The organism is Marinobacter sp. AC-23, from assembly GCF_001858325.1.
GTDB lineage: Bacteria > Pseudomonadota > Gammaproteobacteria > Pseudomonadales > Oleiphilaceae > Marinobacter.
This window is the reverse complement of sequence record NZ_MBPP01000054.1, coordinates 1-16,512: the sequence shown is the minus strand read 5'-3', so window position 1 is coordinate 16,512 and position 16,512 is coordinate 1. Positions and strand designations below refer to the sequence as shown.

The following is a 16,512-nucleotide window of genomic DNA, read 5'->3' as shown; positions in this document are numbered from 1 at the left end:
ACATGAGCCACGAAATCCGCACGCCCATGAACGCCGTTATCGGCATGCTGGTTCTGCTAAAAGAAGCACCACTCAACGATTACTCCAAGCGTTTGGTGGGCAAAGCGTTTTCAGCATCAGAGGTATTGCTGCAGCTTTTAAACGACATTCTGGACCTGTCGAGAATCGAAGCAGACCACATAGAACTGGATTATAAGCCGTTTGAAATTGAGGCTCTTGTGCAACGCAGCGTAGAGCTATTTGCCATCGTCGCCGAAGAGAAAGGGCTGAAACTGCGAGTTAACATTGCGCCGTCCACACCCAAGCGAGTCACAGGCGATCTAATGCGAATCTCTCAGATATGCACCAACCTGGTGGGGAACGCGATAAAGTTTACCCACGAAGGCAGCGTGAGCGTGAGCATCGGGTTTACCAGCAGTGACGACACCCATGGAATTCTCAAAATCACCATAAAGGACACCGGCATCGGGATAAGGGAAGAGGACCAGCAGCGGGTTTTCGAAAACTTTCGTCAAGCAGACGAGTCCACCAGCCGCGTTTTCGGTGGGTCAGGCCTTGGCCTGGCAATCAGCAGCCACCTTGCCCAGCTGATGGGCGCGACGCTCACGCTGGAAAGTGCTGAAAACCGGGGATCCAAGTTTACTCTCATGATTCCTGTGGATCTGGCCGAGAACGAACGAAGCATCGGTACTCGCCATGTTTCCAGCCCTATCCGGGTCTATCATTATGGTATGAGCCATAACCTTTCCCTTTTGGAAACCTACCGAGAACACTGGTCTCTGGAACTGAGGCCAGCCGCAACCCTGAATGAGGTCAGGTCCGTATTGGCAGAAGTTCCTGCCAGGGGAGGCGCTAAGCCTTCGATGGTTATCGTCGACGTGGAAAATATCGAAACAGAGACCCTCAAAGCCTTTGTACAAGACCTGTTGGCGGCGCCGGAGCAATACCTGATAAAGGGGCTTCTGATCATTGTCCCTGCCGGATTCCAACGTAATTGGCTGATCGAGTTTCAGGATGCCGGTGGGCGTATAGTTTACGAACCACTAACCCCTTCCAAGCTTTTTGAACACTTGGCGCCGCAACAGCTAGATGAGCACACCATCATATCCACACCCAGTCCTTTATTCCGGAATCTGAGAGCGCTGATCGTTGATGACGTACAACTCAATTGCGAAATCGTTGCAAGCTACCTAAACTCTTTTGGGGTAGATTCCGCGTCCGTCCATAACGGAGCCGAGGCCATGCAACAACTTGAAAGCCACCCATTCGATCTTGTTCTTATGGACCTGCACCTGGACGGTGAAACCGGGCAGGATATTGTCCGTCAGATTCGAAGCCATGAGAGCATCAAGCAGCCGGTTATCGCAGCCCTCTCCGCATCGATATCCGAGCATGATCGCAGCAGCTCCTATGCCGCTGGCATGGACGACTACCTCACCAAGCCCGTTCTTCCCGGAGATATTCAGAGGCTGCTGCAGGCCTTTTTCAAAGAACATGCGACTACCAGCCCAACACCAGCCTCTGCTGAAGCAACAAGCCGACCGGAACACACTCCCGAGACGGGATTGCCTGGGTTCATTTCCCAACCTCTTTACCAGACTATGTTCGGAGCCGACCCGGCCCTGTTCAACCGGTGCATGCGCAGTTTTTTGGCCAGTTCCACAGAAATGACTGCTGACATCGAACGCTGTTTGCAGCTCAATAACCCGAGAGAAACCAAGGCTATTGCTCACAAGATTAAAGGGCTGCCGCCAACATCGCCAACACGGAGTTGGTGAGCGTTGCTGAGCGAGTTGAAAAGGCCGCTGATTCAGGCCTTTCAATACCTGGCCCGGAGGCACTTCTGGCGACACTTCTAGAGCATGTTCAGCTGCTATCTGAAATAGTCTGGGCCACAGAAATCCCAGCGCTGGCTGATAATATTCGAAGTGAGCCAGTCGATCACATCATTACCCGAATGACGCAGCGGCTGGTCAGCAACCGTCTTGCGAGCGACAGTGATATTGATCAGATATTGGAGTGTCTGCGCGAGAATAACGAAACCATCCTCGCATCCCGGCTACGCCGTGCACTTGAAACCTACAAATTTAAAGAAGCAATCGATCTGCTGTCGAAGATCGAAGCTGAAAGCCAGGACAGCTAGCCCGATGGACATAAATAGCGCACCCACGGTGCTGATCGTAGAGGATGAACCCGTCGGCATTGCCAGCCTCGCTGGCATTCTGGGGGACGCCTGCGAATTGGTCATCAGCCAGAGCCTTGCTGAAGCAAGACAGCTCTTGTCTGACGAAATTGATATCGTGCTTCTCGACCTGTACCTGCCGGATGGTTCCGGGCTCGATTTTCTGAACGAGCTGAGAGCTTCGCAATTGTATGCATACGTGCCCGTTATCTGCATTTCGGCTTCCGACCAAACACAGGATATTGAAGAGGCCTTCCGGCATGGCGCAACAGACTATGTGCTGAAGCCGTTCAACAAAACCATCCTAAGTGCCAAAGTGTCTACGTTTATTGACCTGAAACGTAAAACAGACATGCTGGCAGAAGCAGCACTGACCGATCCATTAACCGGCATTGGCAATCGGCGCTTGTTTAATCAGCAGCTTGACCTGGAGTGGCGACGAGCCTGGCGCCAGGACAACTCCGTTGGGCTGGTGCTCGTCGACCTTGATCACTTCAAACAGATTAACGATCAGTATGGTCACGCCCAGGGCGACTTATGCCTGCAAAAGCTCGCAACCGTCATGAACTCCTGCTTTGCAAGAGCCGGAGAAGTCGTTGCTCGCCTCGGTGGGGACGAGTTTGTCGTTATTATTCCTGGAGCGGATCTGCGCAGCACGATAACGGCAGCAAACAATTTTGCCAAGGCGGTGCACGCAGAACTCCACAACTGCCTGCAATTCGCGAAAACCTATACACCCTTCACTTTATCCATAGGTTGCACAGCGACTCAGCCGTCGTCTTTTTCAAGTACTGCCGAATTAATTGAAGCCGCAGACAAGAGCCTTTACGAAGCCAAGGAAGATGGAGGGCGCAATTGTGTTAGACCCTTACTATGAGTTACCCGGGCAAAATGGGTCAGATGTTTTCAGGCCGGGCGGCAGCCCGAAGATTCTGGTTGTTGACGATGAACCCACGAATGTTCGCGTCCTGACAGACGCACTCAGTCAGGACTACGATCTGATTGTTGCATCCAGTGCAGCCGAGGCCATGAATATTCTTGAGCACGGCGACAAACCTCACCTCATCCTGCTAGATATAATGATGCCCGGAACAGACGGGCTTCAGATGTGCCGCAATCTGAAAGCCAGGCGCGATTTACAACATATACCGGTCATATTTATCACCGCCCTGAGCGACTCAAAATCAGAAGAGGAGGGATTTGAAGTCGGTGCCGTAGACTATATCCAAAAGCCAATCCGCTTGCCTGCAGTCAGAGCCAGAGTACGCACGCACATTTCTCTGCGCGGAATGCTTGATCACATGATTGCACTCAATCAGGGGCTCAAAAAACGGCTCAGGCAACTAGACAACTCTGGCAAGCCAAACAAAAACCTGTTTAAGAGCGCCTTCATGGCCTCCTCCGAAGGTATTGTCCTGCTGGATGCCCAGTGTAAAATAATAGCAGTTAACGCCGCGTTTTCCCGTATTACGGGGTATTCTCAACAAGACGTTCTCAACCATAGCTATGCCAAGCTGAACAGCGCCCCTGGCCCTCAGATCGGTCTAGAAAAACTCCGCTCTTACATGGGCGAGCATGACCATTGGTCTGGAGAGATCTATAGCCGCCGTAAATCCGGAGAGCTCTATCCAGAGCTCAGAACAGTCAGCACAATTCGCTCTAACGAAAATGAAATTACCCACTACATTACCGTATTTAACGACATCTCCAACCTAAAGGAAACCGAGCAGCGCCTGGAAGAGCTTACGTGGCGCGATCCAATTACCGGATTGTCAAACCGGGCTCTCTTTATGAATCAGTTGAGTACCGTGCTGAAGTTCTGCAACCATGGAAACGTATTCACCGCTGTCCTTGTTATTGATATCAACAACTTTCGTTATATCAATGAAACCTACGGTTTTAAGTGCGGTGACCAGGTAATCAGAGAGTTCGCCAAGCGTCTGCGCAAGGCTGTTTTCGCAGACGACTCCATAGCCAGGCTCTCCGGTGACGAGTTTGGCATAGTTCTAGCGCCTAAACAGTGGGCTATTGATAACGCATACCGGGTTGTTCTAGCACTCTACGACCGTATCCAAAACTGCCTGGCCAAGCCCATGCAGTATGGGGACAGCCCCGACCTACGCCTTGAGGTAACTGTTGGCGCAGCCTTGTACCCCACTGAAAGCTCAAACTCTCCGTCTTCAGCACTCCAACACGCCGAAACCGCGCACCGCAATGCCAAAGCGGCTAACCGGCCGATTGCCATTTTTGAAGATTCAATGAGCGATCAAATACGGCACCAGCTTAAGGTTGAATCGGAACTAAACCGGGCGCTTGAAGAGGACCAACTCGTGCTCTACGCACAGCCTCAATTTTCACCTGACAGAGTTCTCAACGGGCTGGAAATCCTGATCCGCTGGGATCATCCCGAACGCGGCCTCCTGGGCCCGGGTGAATTCATTCCGCTCGCGGAAAATTCTCGACAAATTGTAAAAATAGAACGCTGGGTACTGCGCAAAACCCTGGAAAAAATGAGTGCGTTACATTGCATCAACCCAACCCTCCGCTGTGCCATCAATATTTCTGTAAAGCACTTCGTAGAAGACGATTTCGTGGAAACCATAGAGAGGGCGCTAACTAACTCCGGGTTTCCCGCAGAACTGCTTGTATTAGAACTGACAGAAAGCGTATCGGCTGACAATCTGGACAAGGTTGTGCAAAAAATGCAGGACATCCGCAGCCTGGGCTGCACTTTCTCGCTAGATGATTTTGGAACGGGTTACTCCTCACTGTCCCGGTTACAGCGCCTGCCCATATCCGAGGTTAAGATCGACCGGAGCTTTGTACTGTCGGCGCCGGATGCGCCTATGTCCGCCAACATTGTTGAAATGGTCGTGCGGATTGGTGAAACCATGGGGGTTCGGGTTGTTGCAGAGGGGGTGGAAACCCAAGCCCATGCAGATTTTCTACATTCCCGGCACCCTCATGTCCATCTGCAGGGTTACTTCTTCGGTATGCCACAGCCGATCGACGTGTTTCTGGAGCCCCCGAATGCTCCTACGCTTCCAAAATAACGAGAGCCTACTGATCCTTTAAATCATGCTCTCCAATTTGTAGTTTTGGCCTATCTGCATCTACCGCTTCCAGCGGTGCGCACTCCCGCATGTTTTCCAGGCACCGCCGTGTCAGTGTCTGATACTCCTGGGTGCCGCGTTGTTTCCAACCAACCTCCTTGTCACTCAATTGGCGCAGAACCTTGGCTGGCGAACCGACAATTAACGAGGCCGGTTCGCAGGTGAAGCCACTTTTCACAAACGCTGCAGCCCCAACGATAGAACGTGCCGCAATCACGGCCTCATCCATGACCACCGCATTCATCCCCACCATGGCATCTTCTTCTATCACACAACCGTGCAACACCGCGCCATGGCCTATGTGGCCGTTGCGTCGAATAATTGCATCGCGCCCGGGAAACGCATGTACCACACAGGTGTCCTGCAGATTTGCACCCTGCTCCATCACAATACGGCCAAAATCACCGCGCAACGACGCGCAGGGACCAACGTAACAGTCAGGACCAACATGTACATCGCCAATTAGCACCGCTGTGGGGTGTACATAGGCCGATGGATGAACCACCGGTGTCACGCCATCAATCCGGTAACAAGGCATAAGCCGCTCCTTAATAACATGGTTGCTTTTTTGTATTTTAGGCTACTTTTTCTGTATCGGAACAGATAGTACACAGCTTATCAAGGTGAGGGAGAGCGTTGTCGGCTTTTCGCCCTTCATCTAAGACTAAAGGCTAAGATTAAAAATAATCATAAAAATCATAAACATACAGAGATAGTAATTGTATAGATCGCAACGTGATACAAAAATCTGATTTCAGATTCTTGACCGGTATCAATTCAAACCTATACTCTTTCCAGAAATCAATGAGGCGGAACAGCGCCCTACGGAAGCCGTCTTGATAATCATCAGGCCTTACCGACAAACCACTAGAACAACGTAATGCCGGAACCGCTATGCCACAGATACTGCTCCCGGAAAAGCCGGACCGAGGCGGTTGTCTGCCTGATTAAACCACCCGCCCGAAGCGACTAAACCGGGTTTCACTGCTATCACAAGGATTCTTCCATGACCGAGCAGAGTGTGCTTCTCGATATCGACCAGGGAATTGCCAAAGTCACCCTGAACCGCCCCAAGAGCCTCAACAGCTTTAACGTTGAGATGCATGAGCAGATGCGCGCGGCGCTGAAAACTATCCGCAACGATCACACCGTACGAGTCATGCTGCTTACCGGTAATGGTCGCGGCTTTTGTGCCGGGCAGGATCTGTCGGATCGCAACGTGAAACCAGGCGCTGAGGCACCGGATTTGGGTTTCTCCATCGAGACCTACTACAACCCAATGCTGCAGGCAATTCGGGATCTGCCCATGCCGGTCATCTGTGCCGTTAATGGCGTTGCTGCCGGCGCAGGCGCAAACATTGCTCTTGCCTGCGACATCACGTTGGCAGCACGTTCCGCAAACTTTGTTCAGGCTTTTTGCAAGATTGGCCTTATTCCCGACTCGGGCGGTACCTGGACCCTACCGCGTGCAGTAGGAATGGCGCGTGCAAAAGGCCTGGCCTTATTGGGTGACAAGCTGAGCGCTGAAAAAGCGGAACAGTGGGGCATGATTTGGCAATGCGTGGAAGACGATGCTCTGCAGGATGAAGCCATGAAACTGGCCCGCCATTTTGCGACCCAGCCCACCAAAGGCCTGGCGATGATCAAGCGTGCCCTGCACGCGAGCGCTGATAACAGCTTTGAAGAACAGGTGTTGGTAGAGCGGGATCTGCAGCGCCTGGCTGGTCGCACCGACGACTACCGTGAAGGCGTTACCGCCTTTATGGAAAAACGCGCGCCCGAATTCAAGGGGAAGTAAGCATGCAACCACTTGCCACCGATACGTCTATTGCAGTCATCGGCGCCGGCGCCATGGGTTCCGGTATTGCTCAGGTAGCCGCACAGGCAGGGCATCGGGTATTCCTGCTGGATCAGCGCGAGGGTGCCGCCGAGGCAGGCCGCCAGGGTGTCGCCAAGCAGCTGCAGCGTCGGGTTGATAAAGGAAAAATGGAACAGCCTGTGCTGGACGAGCTTCTTGATCGCATCAAGCCGATCAAAGAACTTAGCGAGCTTGCGGAAGCCGGCCTGGTGATCGAGGCCATCGTTGAAGATCTCGAAATCAAGCGTAATCTGTTAGCGAATCTTGAAGAGATGTGCGGTAAAAGCACTATCCTGGCCACCAACACCTCGTCTATATCCGTGACAGCCCTGGGCGCTAAAATGAAGCACCCCGAGCGCTTGGTGGGCATGCACTTCTTCAACCCCGCGCCATTAATGGCTTTGGTAGAAGTCATCAAAGGTCTGGCCACCAGCGACGAGATTGCACAACGGGTATACGCCACGGCGGCCCAATGGGGCAAAAAGCCGGTCATCGCAACCTCAACCCCCGGTTTTATCGTTAACCGGGTCGCACGGCCATTTTATGCGGAGAGCCTGCGCCTTCTGCAGGAGCAGGCCACAGATAGCGCAACACTGGATGCCATTGTGCGTGAAGCCGGAGGCTTTCGCATGGGGCCTTTCGAGCTGACCGACCTTATCGGCCACGACGTGAACTTCGCGGTAACATCTTCCGTTTTTAATTCCTACTTTCAGGACACTCGCTTTCTGCCTTCCCTGGTACAGAAGGAACTGGTGGAAGCTGGCCGCTTGGGCCGTAAAACGGGTCAAGGTTTTTATAGCTACGCCGAAGGCGCGCAAAAGCCCGAACCGGCAACCGCTGAAGCTGCAAGCAGCGATGCCGCCGCCCTGATTGTGGAGGGCAACCCGGGCCCGCTGGCCGCACTGGTCACTCGCTTTAGCGAAAGTGGCCTCAAGATCATAGAGCGAGACGGCCCAGGCCGCCTGCTGTTTGGGGACGCCGTACTGGCCCTCACTGATGGTCGCATGGCGACAGAACGCGCCGCAGCAGAAGCCAGCAACAATCTGGTTCTGCTGGATCTGGCGTTTGACTATGCCAAGGCCCGCCGCCTAGCGATTACCGCAGCCGATCAAGCGTCGTCACAGGCTGTAAACGACGCCTGCGCCCTGCTACAAAAGGCTGGTATTGCCGTAAGCCAGGTTGCCGACCGACCTGGTCTGGTGGTTATGCGCACCGTTGCCACCCTGGCGAACGAAGCGGCCGACGCTGCCCTGCACGGCGTGGCGTCTATCAGCGACATAGACCTGGCCATGAAAGCCGGCCTGAACTACCCGGAAGGGCCGCTGCGCTGGAGCGACAACCTTGGCTTCAGCCTGCTGCACACAGTACTGACAAACATCCAACAGAGCTACGGCGAAGACCGCTACCGGCCGGCGCTGTTGCTGCGTAAAAACCGGTTCGCCGAAAAGGGGTTCTATTCATGAGCAACCAACACCACGCACCCGATGCGCAAAAATTGGCACAAGATTGCGCCGAAGCAATGTATGAGCGGGATCAAGCCAGCCGCAACCTGGGCATGAAGATTACCCACGTAGCTCCGGGTAAAGCCACGGTCACCATGCCGGTTACAGCCATCATGATTCAGGGCCACGGCTCCTGCCATGGCGGCTACCTGTTCACCCTGGCCGACTCAGCGTTCGCCTTTGCGTGCAACAGCTACAACAAAGCCACGGTGGCATCTGGCTGCTCCATTGAGTACATGCTTGGCGCCCGCGAGGGTGACCTGCTTACCGCCAACGCAGTTGAGCAGTCTCGCGGTAACCGCACGGGTGTGTACGACATTACCCTCACCAACCAGAACGGCCACGTAATTGGTCTGTTTCGCGGCAAGTCCTATCAGGTACGCGGCGAAGTCATCCAGTCGGAGAACGATCAATGAGCAACGAAAAACGCCTGCAAGACGCCTACATCGTAGACGCAGTACGCACACCGGTTGGCCGTTACGGCGGCGCCCTTGCAACCGTGCGCGCCGACGATCTGGGTGCGATTCCCATGAAGGCCCTGAAAGACCGCCACAGCAAACTGGACTGGGCCGCCATAGACGACGTGCTTTACGGCTGCGCCAACCAGGCCGGCGAAGACAACCGCGACGTCGCTCGCATGTCATTGCTGCTGGCCGGCTTACCGATCGATGTACCGGGCGCCACCATCAACCGCCTGTGCGGTTCCGGTATGGACGCCATCGGCAGCGCTGCCCGCGCATTGCGTACGGGTGAAGCCGGCCTGATGCTGGCCGGCGGCGTGGAATCCATGTCACGCGCCCCTTTCGTGATGGGCAAGGCCGATTCCGCTTTTAGTCGTAAAGCCGAAATGTTCGACACCACCATCGGTTGGCGCTTCGTTAACCCGCTGCTGAAAAAGCAGTACGGCATTGATTCAATGCCCGAGACAGCCGAGAACGTCGCCGCTGACTTCAGTATTTCCCGTGAAGATCAGGATGCTTTCGCCTTGCGCAGCCAGCAGCGCACCGCTGCCGCCCAGAAAGCGGGCCGCTTTGACAATGAAATTGTGCCGGTAAGCGTGCCCCGCCGTAAGCAGGATCCGCTTGTTGTTGATACAGATGAACATCCCCGGGAAACCAGCCTGGAAAAGCTTGCGAGCCTGGGAACGCCCTTCCGTGAAAACGGCAGCGTGACCGCGGGTAACGCGTCCGGCGTAAACGACGGCGCCTGCGCCCTGCTGCTTGCCAGCGGCGATGCCCTGAAGCAACACAACCTCAAGCCCCGCGCACGAGTGGTCGCCATGGCCACCGCCGGTGTTGAGCCGCGCATTATGGGTATGGGCCCAGCACCCGCCACCCGAAAAGTATTGAAGACGGCTGGTTTGGAGCTGGCAGATATGGACGTGATTGAGCTGAACGAAGCCTTCGCCGCACAAGCGCTGGCCGTGCTGCGCGATCTGGGCCTGCCAGACGATGCCGAACACGTGAACCCCAACGGCGGCGCCATTTCCCTGGGCCACCCTCTGGGCATGAGCGGTGCGCGCCTTGTGACCACCGCACTGAATGAACTGGAGCGCCGCCATGAGCAGGGCCAGAGCGCACGTTACGCCCTGTGCACCATGTGCATTGGTGTAGGCCAAGGCATTGCGCTGATTATTGAGCGTGTAGACAGCGCCGAATGATTGACCCGGCCCGGATAATTCCGGGCCGCTCAAACCAACTTATTCAGGCTCGGCGGCATGCCGGAGCGACAAGAACAAGACAGGAAGCAACCATGAATCTACCCATGCATAAACTCGGAAAACTGGACCGGATGGAAACGGCCAGCGTGGACGAACTGCGCCATGAACAGCTGCAACGCCTGCGCTGGAGCGTTTGGCATGCCTATACCAACGTGCCGCACTACCGCAACGCGTTTGACGCCATTGGCCTCAAGCCGATGGACATCAACAGCCTGGAAGACATCGCCAAGATTCCGTTTACCGGCAAAGACGACCTGCGGGAGAACTATCCGTTTAACATGTTCGCGGTTCCCATGAAAAAAGTCGTCCGGGTACACGCGTCCAGCGGCACCACCGGCAAGCCCACCGTCGTGGGCTACACCCAGAGCGACATTGAGACCTGGGCTGACATAGTCGCCCGATCCATCCGCGCCGGCGGTGGTAGCGCCGGGGACAAGATTCATATTGCCTACGGTTATGGCCTGTTCACCGGCGGCCTTGGTGCCCATTACGGTGCCGAGCGCCTGGGCTGCACGGTTATTCCCATGTCGGGTGGCCAGACCGAGAAACAAGTTCAGCTGATTAAGGATTTTGAGCCTGACATCATCATGGTCACGCCCTCCTACATGCTGAACATTGCCGATGAAATAGACCGCCAAGGCATTGACCCCAAGAAGTTGCCGCTGCGTCTGGGCATATTTGGAGCAGAGCCCTGGACCAACGAAATGCGCACAGAGCTGGAAGATCGTCTCGGCATTCAGGCGCTAGATATCTATGGCCTCTCTGAAGTGATGGGGCCAGGCGTTGGCATGGAATGCCTGGAAACCAAAGATGGCCCGACCATCTGGGAAGATCACTTTTACCCGGAAATTGTTAATCCGGAAACCGGTGAAGTACTGCCGGATGGCGAATACGGCGAACTGGTGTTCACCTCGCTTACCAAAGTGGCCATGCCAGTGCTACGTTACCGCACCCGCGATCTCACTCGCCTGCTACCCGGCACGGCGCGCCCTATGCGCCGCATCGACAAGATCACCGGCCGTAGTGATGACATGCTGATTATCCGCGGCGTCAACGTATTCCCTACCCAGATTGAAGAGCAGGTGCTGAAGTGTCGCGCCCTGGCACCTCACTACGAAATCGAGGTGTACAAGCAAGGCAACCTGGACTGCGTAACGATTCGGGTCGAGCTGAAAGTGGGCGCCGAAGGTGCAGACATCAAAGAAAACGCCGCCAAAGAACTCAGTCATCACATTAAGTCTTACATCGGCATCAGCACCAGCGTGGAAGTACAGGACGCTGGCACACTCAGCCGCTCTGAAGGTAAAGCCAAGCGGGTATTCGATCTTCGCAAGGACTGACGCCAGCTGCCGGGGTGGCAAGCCACAACGCCCCGGCCATTTATTTTTCCTTCACGTTTCTGAAAACCAAAAGTAATCATTAATACATAACCATTAATTGTTATTTTTCAACAACTTGAATATTAGACTAAAGTCTAACACTTCGAACATGATACAGAATGCGTTTCCTTGATATTTATTCAGTATCATATAGTATGAAGACATTGCCCGTGATCCGTCGCGGCGCACTGCTGTTTGCACAGCAGACCTAATAAGCAAGATTCGGAGAGAGTGTTATGTACGCACAAATGGTTGAGACAGGCACAAAGCGCCTAAAAACCCTGGAAGAGATGTCTCCCGAAGAGCGGGAGTTCCAGGAAAAGGTAGACGCCGAAACCAAAATTGAAGCCAAAAACTGGATGCCAGAGGGCTATCGCAAAACTCTGGTTCGTCAGATTTCCCAGCACGCGCACTCAGAAATCGTCGGCATGCTGCCGGAAGGCAACTGGGTGACCCGTGCGCCTACACTCAAGCGCAAGCTGCAACTGATGGCCAAGATTCAGGACGAAGCAGGTCACGGCTTGTACCTGTACAGCGCCATGGAAACTCTGGGCGCAGATCGCGATGAAGAAATCCAGAAATTACACGACGGCAAAGCCAAGTATTCCAGCATTTTTAACTACCCGACCCTCAACTGGGCCGATATGGGTGCTGTTGGCTGGCTGGTTGATGGTGCCGCCATCGTGAATCAGGTGGTGTTGCAGCGTACGTCTTATGGCCCCTATTCCCGTGCCATGGTGCGCATCTGTAAGGAAGAGAGCTTCCACCAGCGTCAAGGCTACCAGATCCTGTTGGACCTGATGCGTGAAGGCACTCAGGACCAGAAGGATATGGTGCAGGACGCCATTAACCGTTTGTGGTGGCCGTCGCTGATGATGTTCGGCCCGCACGATGACGAGTCCCCCAATTCCCAGCAGTCCATGGTCTGGAAAATCAAGCGCAAAAGTAACGATGAACTGCGCCAGATGTTTATAGACCAAACCATTCCACAGCTCGAATTCCTCGGCTGCACGGTGCCCGATCCAGATCTGAAATGGAACGAAGAGAGCGGTCACTATGACTTCGGCGAGATCAATTGGAAAGAGTTCTACGATGTGCTTAAGGGCGATGGCCCCTGCAATCAGGAACGAATCTCCACTCGCCGGAAAGCCATTGATGAAGGTGCCTGGGTACGGGAAGCAGCCGTAGCCTACGCCGCAAAACAAAAACAGCGCGCAGCCGCGTAAACAGGAGAATTTTAAATGTCTGAATGGCGCCTTTACGAAGTGTTCGTACGCAGTAAGCACGGCCTTAACCACAAGCACGTGGGAAGTGTGCATGCTGCTGACAATGAAATGGCCATGGAAAACGCACGTGAGCTTTACACCCGTCGTAACGAAGGGGTAAGCATCTGGGTTGTTCCCTCTGAAACTATCACCGCCTCAGCTTCGGATGAGAAAGAGATCCTGTTTGATCCCTCCGAAGACAAGGTTTACCGGCACGCTTCGTTCTACAAGCTGCCTGACGAAGTCGGGCACATGTAAGGAGCAACCCATGACACAGCAACAAGCTTTACAGGAATACCTGCTCCGCCTGGCAGATTCCGGAATGATTCTGGCCCAGCGCCTGAGCGAACTGGTGGGCAAGGCCCCGGCTCTGGAAGAAGAACTGGCCTCGACAAACGTGGCTCTCGACCTGATCGGCCAGGCTCGTAACTGGTACGAGTACACCGCCGAACTGATCGACGACGGCCGCGACGCCGACAACCTGGTTTTTCTGCGGGATACTCACGACTATCGCAACCTGCTGATGGTCGAGCAGCCCAATGAAGACTACGCCGTCACCATGGCGCGCCAGTTCTTCTTCGATGTGTGGCACTACTTCACCCTGAAGAGTCTGGTAAACGCCAGCGACGAGCGCATCGCCAACATTGCGGCCAAGGCCGTTAAAGAGGCGACTTATCATCTGCGCCGCTCGTCTGAGTGGGTCAAACGCATGGGCGATGGCACCGAAGAAAGCCACCGCCGCATTCAGGACGCCTTCAACCTGCTGTGGCGCTTCACCGGCGAACTGGTCACGCCGGATGATACCGACCATGCCATGTTCAAGGCAGGCATTGGCCCGGATCCTGAACAGCTCAAGCAAGATTGGTTTGGCATGGTGGGCGAAGTTGCAGCCCAGGCCACCCTGACAACCGGCGCCGAAGACGCCTGGATGTACATGGGCGGCAAACGCGGCGAGCACACCGAACATCTGGGCACATCCTGGCCGTGATGCAGTTCCTGCCTCGCGCCTATCCGGATGCCACCACCTGGTAAGTCTGTCTGTTGAAGGGAGCACCTCCGGTGAATGAACGTGAACCATCGTCTGTAGACGTACTGATTGCCAGCGACCGGGTACCGGCTAACGCCCACCCGGAACTGCTGACAGAAGACGCCATTTGGGCACTGCTGGATAACGTCAAAGACCCGGAAGTGCCTGCTGTTAGCGTGCTGGAGCTGGGCATCATTCGTGACGTGAGCTGGGATGGCAAACATCTGAGTGTGGATGTCACGCCAACCTACTCCGGCTGCCCTGCAACCGAGTTGATTGAAGAGCTGATCGTCGAAGCACTGCGCGCAGTAGGCATTCGCGACCCGCAAATCAATCGCGTGCTAACGCCAGCCTGGACCACAGACTGGATAACCGAAGAAGGCCGGGAAAAGCTCCGGGCATTTGGCATAGCACCGCCCCAGGCAGTGCCAGCAAAATGAGCCTGCTGGGCGCCGACGCAGTGATCGCTTGCCCATTGTGCGGCAGCGAGAACAGCGAGCGCCTCAGCGAATTCGGCTCTACTGCCTGCAAGGCGCTTTATCGCTGCCTTGACTGCCGTGAACCCTTCGACTACTTCAAATGCATATAGAGCCGATACGATCATGAATAAATTCTACTCGCTGGCCCTCAAAGAGGTCAGGCCGGAAACAAGAAACGCCGTATCCCTGTGCTTTGACCTGCCCGAAGACGTGGCAGAAAAATTCAAGTACAAGCAGGGCCAGCACCTTGTGGTGCGCACCAAGCTGGACGGCGAAGAAGTGCGCCGCACCTATTCCATTTGTTCAAGTGTGAATGACCAAGAGCTGCGCATCGCCATTAAACGCGTATCCGGCGGCGTCTTCTCCAGTTTTGCCAACGAACAGTTGCAACCCGGCTCCGTTCTGGAAGTCATGCCCCCGCAGGGTCACTTCTCAGTCGACCTGGATCCGGAGCGAGAAGGCAATTACCTGGCGGTTGCGGCCGGCAGTGGTATCACCCCGATTCTGTCGATTGTAAAAACCACGCTGGAAACCGAGCCCAAGAGCCAGTTCACTCTGTTCTACGGCAACAAAGGCACCAGCAGCACCATGTTCCGCGATCAGCTGCAGGACCTGAAAAACGCATACATGACCCGTTTTAACCTGGTGTACATCTTCACCCGGGAAGAGCAGGACATAGATCTGTACAACGGTCGTATAGACGCTGACAAATGCGATCAGTTGTTTGACCACTGGATCGATGCCAAAAATCTGACCGCCGCGTTCCTTTGTGGCCCTCAGCTGCTGACCGAAACCGTGCGTGATTCACTGGTACGTCATGGTATGGAAAAGGCCAACGTCCATTATGAGCTGTTTACCCCGGCTGGCGGTGTTCCCCAGGCCCGCAAAGACCGGACGGAAACCAAGATCGATCCGCAAGCTGTCAGCGAAGTCACCGTGAAGGCCGATGGGCGTTCCCTGACCTTCAACCTGGTGCGCGATACCAAGAGCATTCTTGACGCGGGTAACGACGAAGGCGCCGATTTGCCCTTCTCATGCAAAGCCGGCGTTTGCTCCACCTGCCGCGCCAAAGTCGTTGAGGGCGAGGTGGAAATGGATCAGAACTTTGCGCTGGAAGACTATGAAGTGGAAGCAGGCTACGTGTTGTCGTGTCAGTGCTACCCCGTCAGTGACAAGGTTGTTCTTGACTACGACGAAATGTAATTCTGGAGTGTTTGTACATGTCAGTTCTTAAAAGCTTTATTGCCGGAGAATGGGTTGGCGAACAGCAGGCCAAAGCCCTGCCCAGCGCCATCAACGGCGAAATCGTTGCGCACACCCACGCCGACACGCTGGATTTCAAAAAAGCCGTGGAATACGGCCGAAAAACCGGTGGGAAAACCCTGCTGGCCATGGATTTTCAGGAACGCGCCCTGGCTCTTAAAGCTATGGCAACGTACCTGCAGGAGCATAAAAAAGAGCTTTATGCCCTCTCGATGCACACCGGCTCGAGCAAATCGGATAACGGCATAGACATAGACGGGGGCTTCGGCACCCTGTTTTCCTACGCCAGCATGGGCCGCCGCGAACTGCCATCCGGCAACGTGGTACACGAAGGCCCGGTAACGCCACTGGGCAAAAACAACCACTTTGCCGGCACCCACATTATGGTGCCCCGCGGTGGTGTAGCCGTTCATATCGACGCCTACAACTTCCCGGTGTGGGGCATGCTGGAAAAGTTTGCACCGACCTTTTTAGCAGGCATGCCGTCCATCGTGAAGCCGGCGACATCCACTTGCTACGTAACCGAGTTGGCTGTGCGCCTGATGCACGAATCCGGCGCTCTGCCAGAAGGCAGCTTGCAGCTGATCATCGGCAGCACCGGTGATCTGTTTGAGCACCTGGAAGAACAGGATGTGGTGACCTTTACAGGCTCGGCAAAAACCGCGCGCATGCTGCGTGTTCACCCGAACATCATCAATCGCTCTATTCCGTTTAACGCCGAAGC

At 54.8% G+C, this 16,512-nt stretch carries 14 protein-coding genes and 2 pseudogenes; 15 read left to right on the top strand and 1 reads right to left on the bottom strand.

Annotation, left to right across the window (positions count from 1 at the left end):
• From BCA33_RS15885 to BCA33_RS15870, 4 genes are all read left to right on the top strand, one after another.
• On the top strand, window positions 1-1,778 hold a 1,778-nt coding region (locus BCA33_RS15885; RefSeq protein WP_071267378.1), incomplete at its 5' end, for an ATP-binding protein.
• A complete protein-coding gene (locus BCA33_RS15880) occupies window positions 1,775-2,143 on the top strand; it encodes a hypothetical protein (RefSeq protein ID WP_071267376.1) in 369 nt (122 codons plus the stop codon). The genes BCA33_RS15885 and BCA33_RS15880, both read left to right, overlap by 4 nt.
• A gap of 4 nt (window positions 2,144-2,147) precedes the next feature.
• The gene (locus BCA33_RS15875) at window positions 2,148-3,059 is read left to right on the top strand and encodes a diguanylate cyclase (protein WP_071267374.1); all 912 of its coding nucleotides are present in this window, start codon (window positions 2,148-2,150) and stop codon (window positions 3,057-3,059) included.
• The gene (locus tag BCA33_RS15870) at window positions 3,040-5,235 is read left to right on the top strand and encodes an EAL domain-containing protein (protein WP_175469809.1); all 2,196 of its coding nucleotides are present in this window, start codon (window positions 3,040-3,042) and stop codon (window positions 5,233-5,235) included. The genes BCA33_RS15875 and BCA33_RS15870 overlap by 20 nt, the downstream gene beginning before the upstream one ends.
• 7 nt (window positions 5,236-5,242) lie before the next feature.
• On the opposite strand, the gene BCA33_RS15865 is transcribed toward BCA33_RS15870, so the two are convergent.
• Entirely contained in the window at window positions 5,243-5,833 is a 591-nt protein-coding gene (locus BCA33_RS15865; protein WP_071267370.1) for a phenylacetic acid degradation protein PaaY, read from the bottom strand.
• A gap of 468 nt (window positions 5,834-6,301) precedes the next feature.
• On the opposite strand from BCA33_RS15865, the gene paaG reads away from it, so the two are divergent.
• The 11 genes and pseudogenes from paaG to BCA33_RS15810 form a co-directional block, all read left to right on the top strand.
• On the top strand, window positions 6,302-7,093 hold the full coding sequence (gene paaG, locus BCA33_RS15860) for a 2-(1,2-epoxy-1,2-dihydrophenyl)acetyl-CoA isomerase PaaG (protein ID WP_071267368.1): 792 nt from the start codon (window positions 6,302-6,304) through the stop codon (window positions 7,091-7,093).
• A 2-nt stretch (window positions 7,094-7,095) separates the two neighbouring features.
• Window positions 7,096-8,616 (top strand): 3-hydroxyacyl-CoA dehydrogenase PaaH, encoded by a 1,521-nt coding sequence (gene paaH, locus BCA33_RS15855; protein ID WP_071267366.1) that lies wholly within the window; start codon window positions 7,096-7,098, stop codon window positions 8,614-8,616.
• Complete coding sequence (gene paaI, locus BCA33_RS15850; protein ID WP_071267364.1) at window positions 8,613-9,071, top strand: hydroxyphenylacetyl-CoA thioesterase PaaI; 459 nt, start codon at window positions 8,613-8,615, stop codon at window positions 9,069-9,071. The genes paaH and paaI overlap by 4 nt, the downstream gene beginning before the upstream one ends.
• A complete protein-coding gene (pcaF, locus tag BCA33_RS15845) occupies window positions 9,068-10,315 on the top strand; it encodes a 3-oxoadipyl-CoA thiolase (RefSeq protein WP_083394795.1) in 1,248 nt (415 codons plus the stop codon). The genes paaI and pcaF overlap by 4 nt, the downstream gene beginning before the upstream one ends.
• Window positions 10,316-10,407: 92 nt before the next feature.
• Window positions 10,408-11,715, top strand: a complete 1,308-nt coding sequence (paaK, locus tag BCA33_RS15840) for a phenylacetate--CoA ligase PaaK (RefSeq protein WP_071267362.1) — start codon at window positions 10,408-10,410, stop codon at window positions 11,713-11,715.
• Window positions 11,716-11,990: 275 nt separating this feature from the next.
• Window positions 11,991-12,980, top strand: coding sequence for a 1,2-phenylacetyl-CoA epoxidase subunit PaaA (gene paaA, locus BCA33_RS15835; protein WP_071267360.1), 990 nt, complete (start codon window positions 11,991-11,993; stop codon window positions 12,978-12,980).
• A 15-nt stretch (window positions 12,981-12,995) separates the two neighbouring features.
• Window positions 12,996-13,277, top strand: coding sequence for a 1,2-phenylacetyl-CoA epoxidase subunit PaaB (gene paaB, locus BCA33_RS15830; RefSeq protein ID WP_071267358.1), 282 nt, complete (start codon window positions 12,996-12,998; stop codon window positions 13,275-13,277).
• Window positions 13,278-13,287: 10 nt separating this feature from the next.
• A pseudogene (paaC, locus tag BCA33_RS15825) lies at window positions 13,288-14,051 on the top strand (1,2-phenylacetyl-CoA epoxidase subunit PaaC).
• A 63-nt stretch (window positions 14,052-14,114) separates the two neighbouring features.
• Window positions 14,115-14,635 (top strand): annotated as a pseudogene (paaD, locus tag BCA33_RS15820) (1,2-phenylacetyl-CoA epoxidase subunit PaaD).
• Between the two features lie 13 nt (window positions 14,636-14,648).
• Window positions 14,649-15,728, top strand: coding sequence for a 1,2-phenylacetyl-CoA epoxidase subunit PaaE (gene paaE / locus BCA33_RS15815; RefSeq protein WP_071267356.1), 1,080 nt, complete (start codon window positions 14,649-14,651; stop codon window positions 15,726-15,728).
• A 17-nt stretch (window positions 15,729-15,745) separates the two neighbouring features.
• Window positions 15,746-16,512: aldehyde dehydrogenase family protein (locus BCA33_RS15810; protein WP_139173036.1), on the top strand; the 767-nt coding region annotated here is incomplete at its 3' end.

Bases quoted from the DNA above. Each gene is read 5' to 3' on its own strand.
- BCA33_RS15875 (WP_071267374.1), top strand. From the start codon at position 2,148: ATGGACATAAATAGCGCACCCACGGTGCTGATCGTAGAGGATGAACCC.
- BCA33_RS15865 (WP_071267370.1), bottom strand. From the start codon at position 5,833: ATGCCTTGTTACCGGATTGATGGCGTGACACCGGTGGTTCATCCATCG.
- paaG (WP_071267368.1), top strand. From the start codon at position 6,302: ATGACCGAGCAGAGTGTGCTTCTCGATATCGACCAGGGAATTGCCAAA.
- paaH (WP_071267366.1), top strand. From the start codon at position 7,096: ATGCAACCACTTGCCACCGATACGTCTATTGCAGTCATCGGCGCCGGC.
- paaI (WP_071267364.1), top strand. From the start codon at position 8,613: ATGAGCAACCAACACCACGCACCCGATGCGCAAAAATTGGCACAAGAT.
- pcaF (WP_083394795.1), top strand. From the start codon at position 9,068: ATGAGCAACGAAAAACGCCTGCAAGACGCCTACATCGTAGACGCAGTA.
- paaK (WP_071267362.1), top strand. From the start codon at position 10,408: ATGAATCTACCCATGCATAAACTCGGAAAACTGGACCGGATGGAAACG.
- paaA (WP_071267360.1), top strand. From the start codon at position 11,991: ATGTACGCACAAATGGTTGAGACAGGCACAAAGCGCCTAAAAACCCTG.
- paaB (WP_071267358.1), top strand. From the start codon at position 12,996: ATGTCTGAATGGCGCCTTTACGAAGTGTTCGTACGCAGTAAGCACGGC.
- paaE (WP_071267356.1), top strand. From the start codon at position 14,649: ATGAATAAATTCTACTCGCTGGCCCTCAAAGAGGTCAGGCCGGAAACA.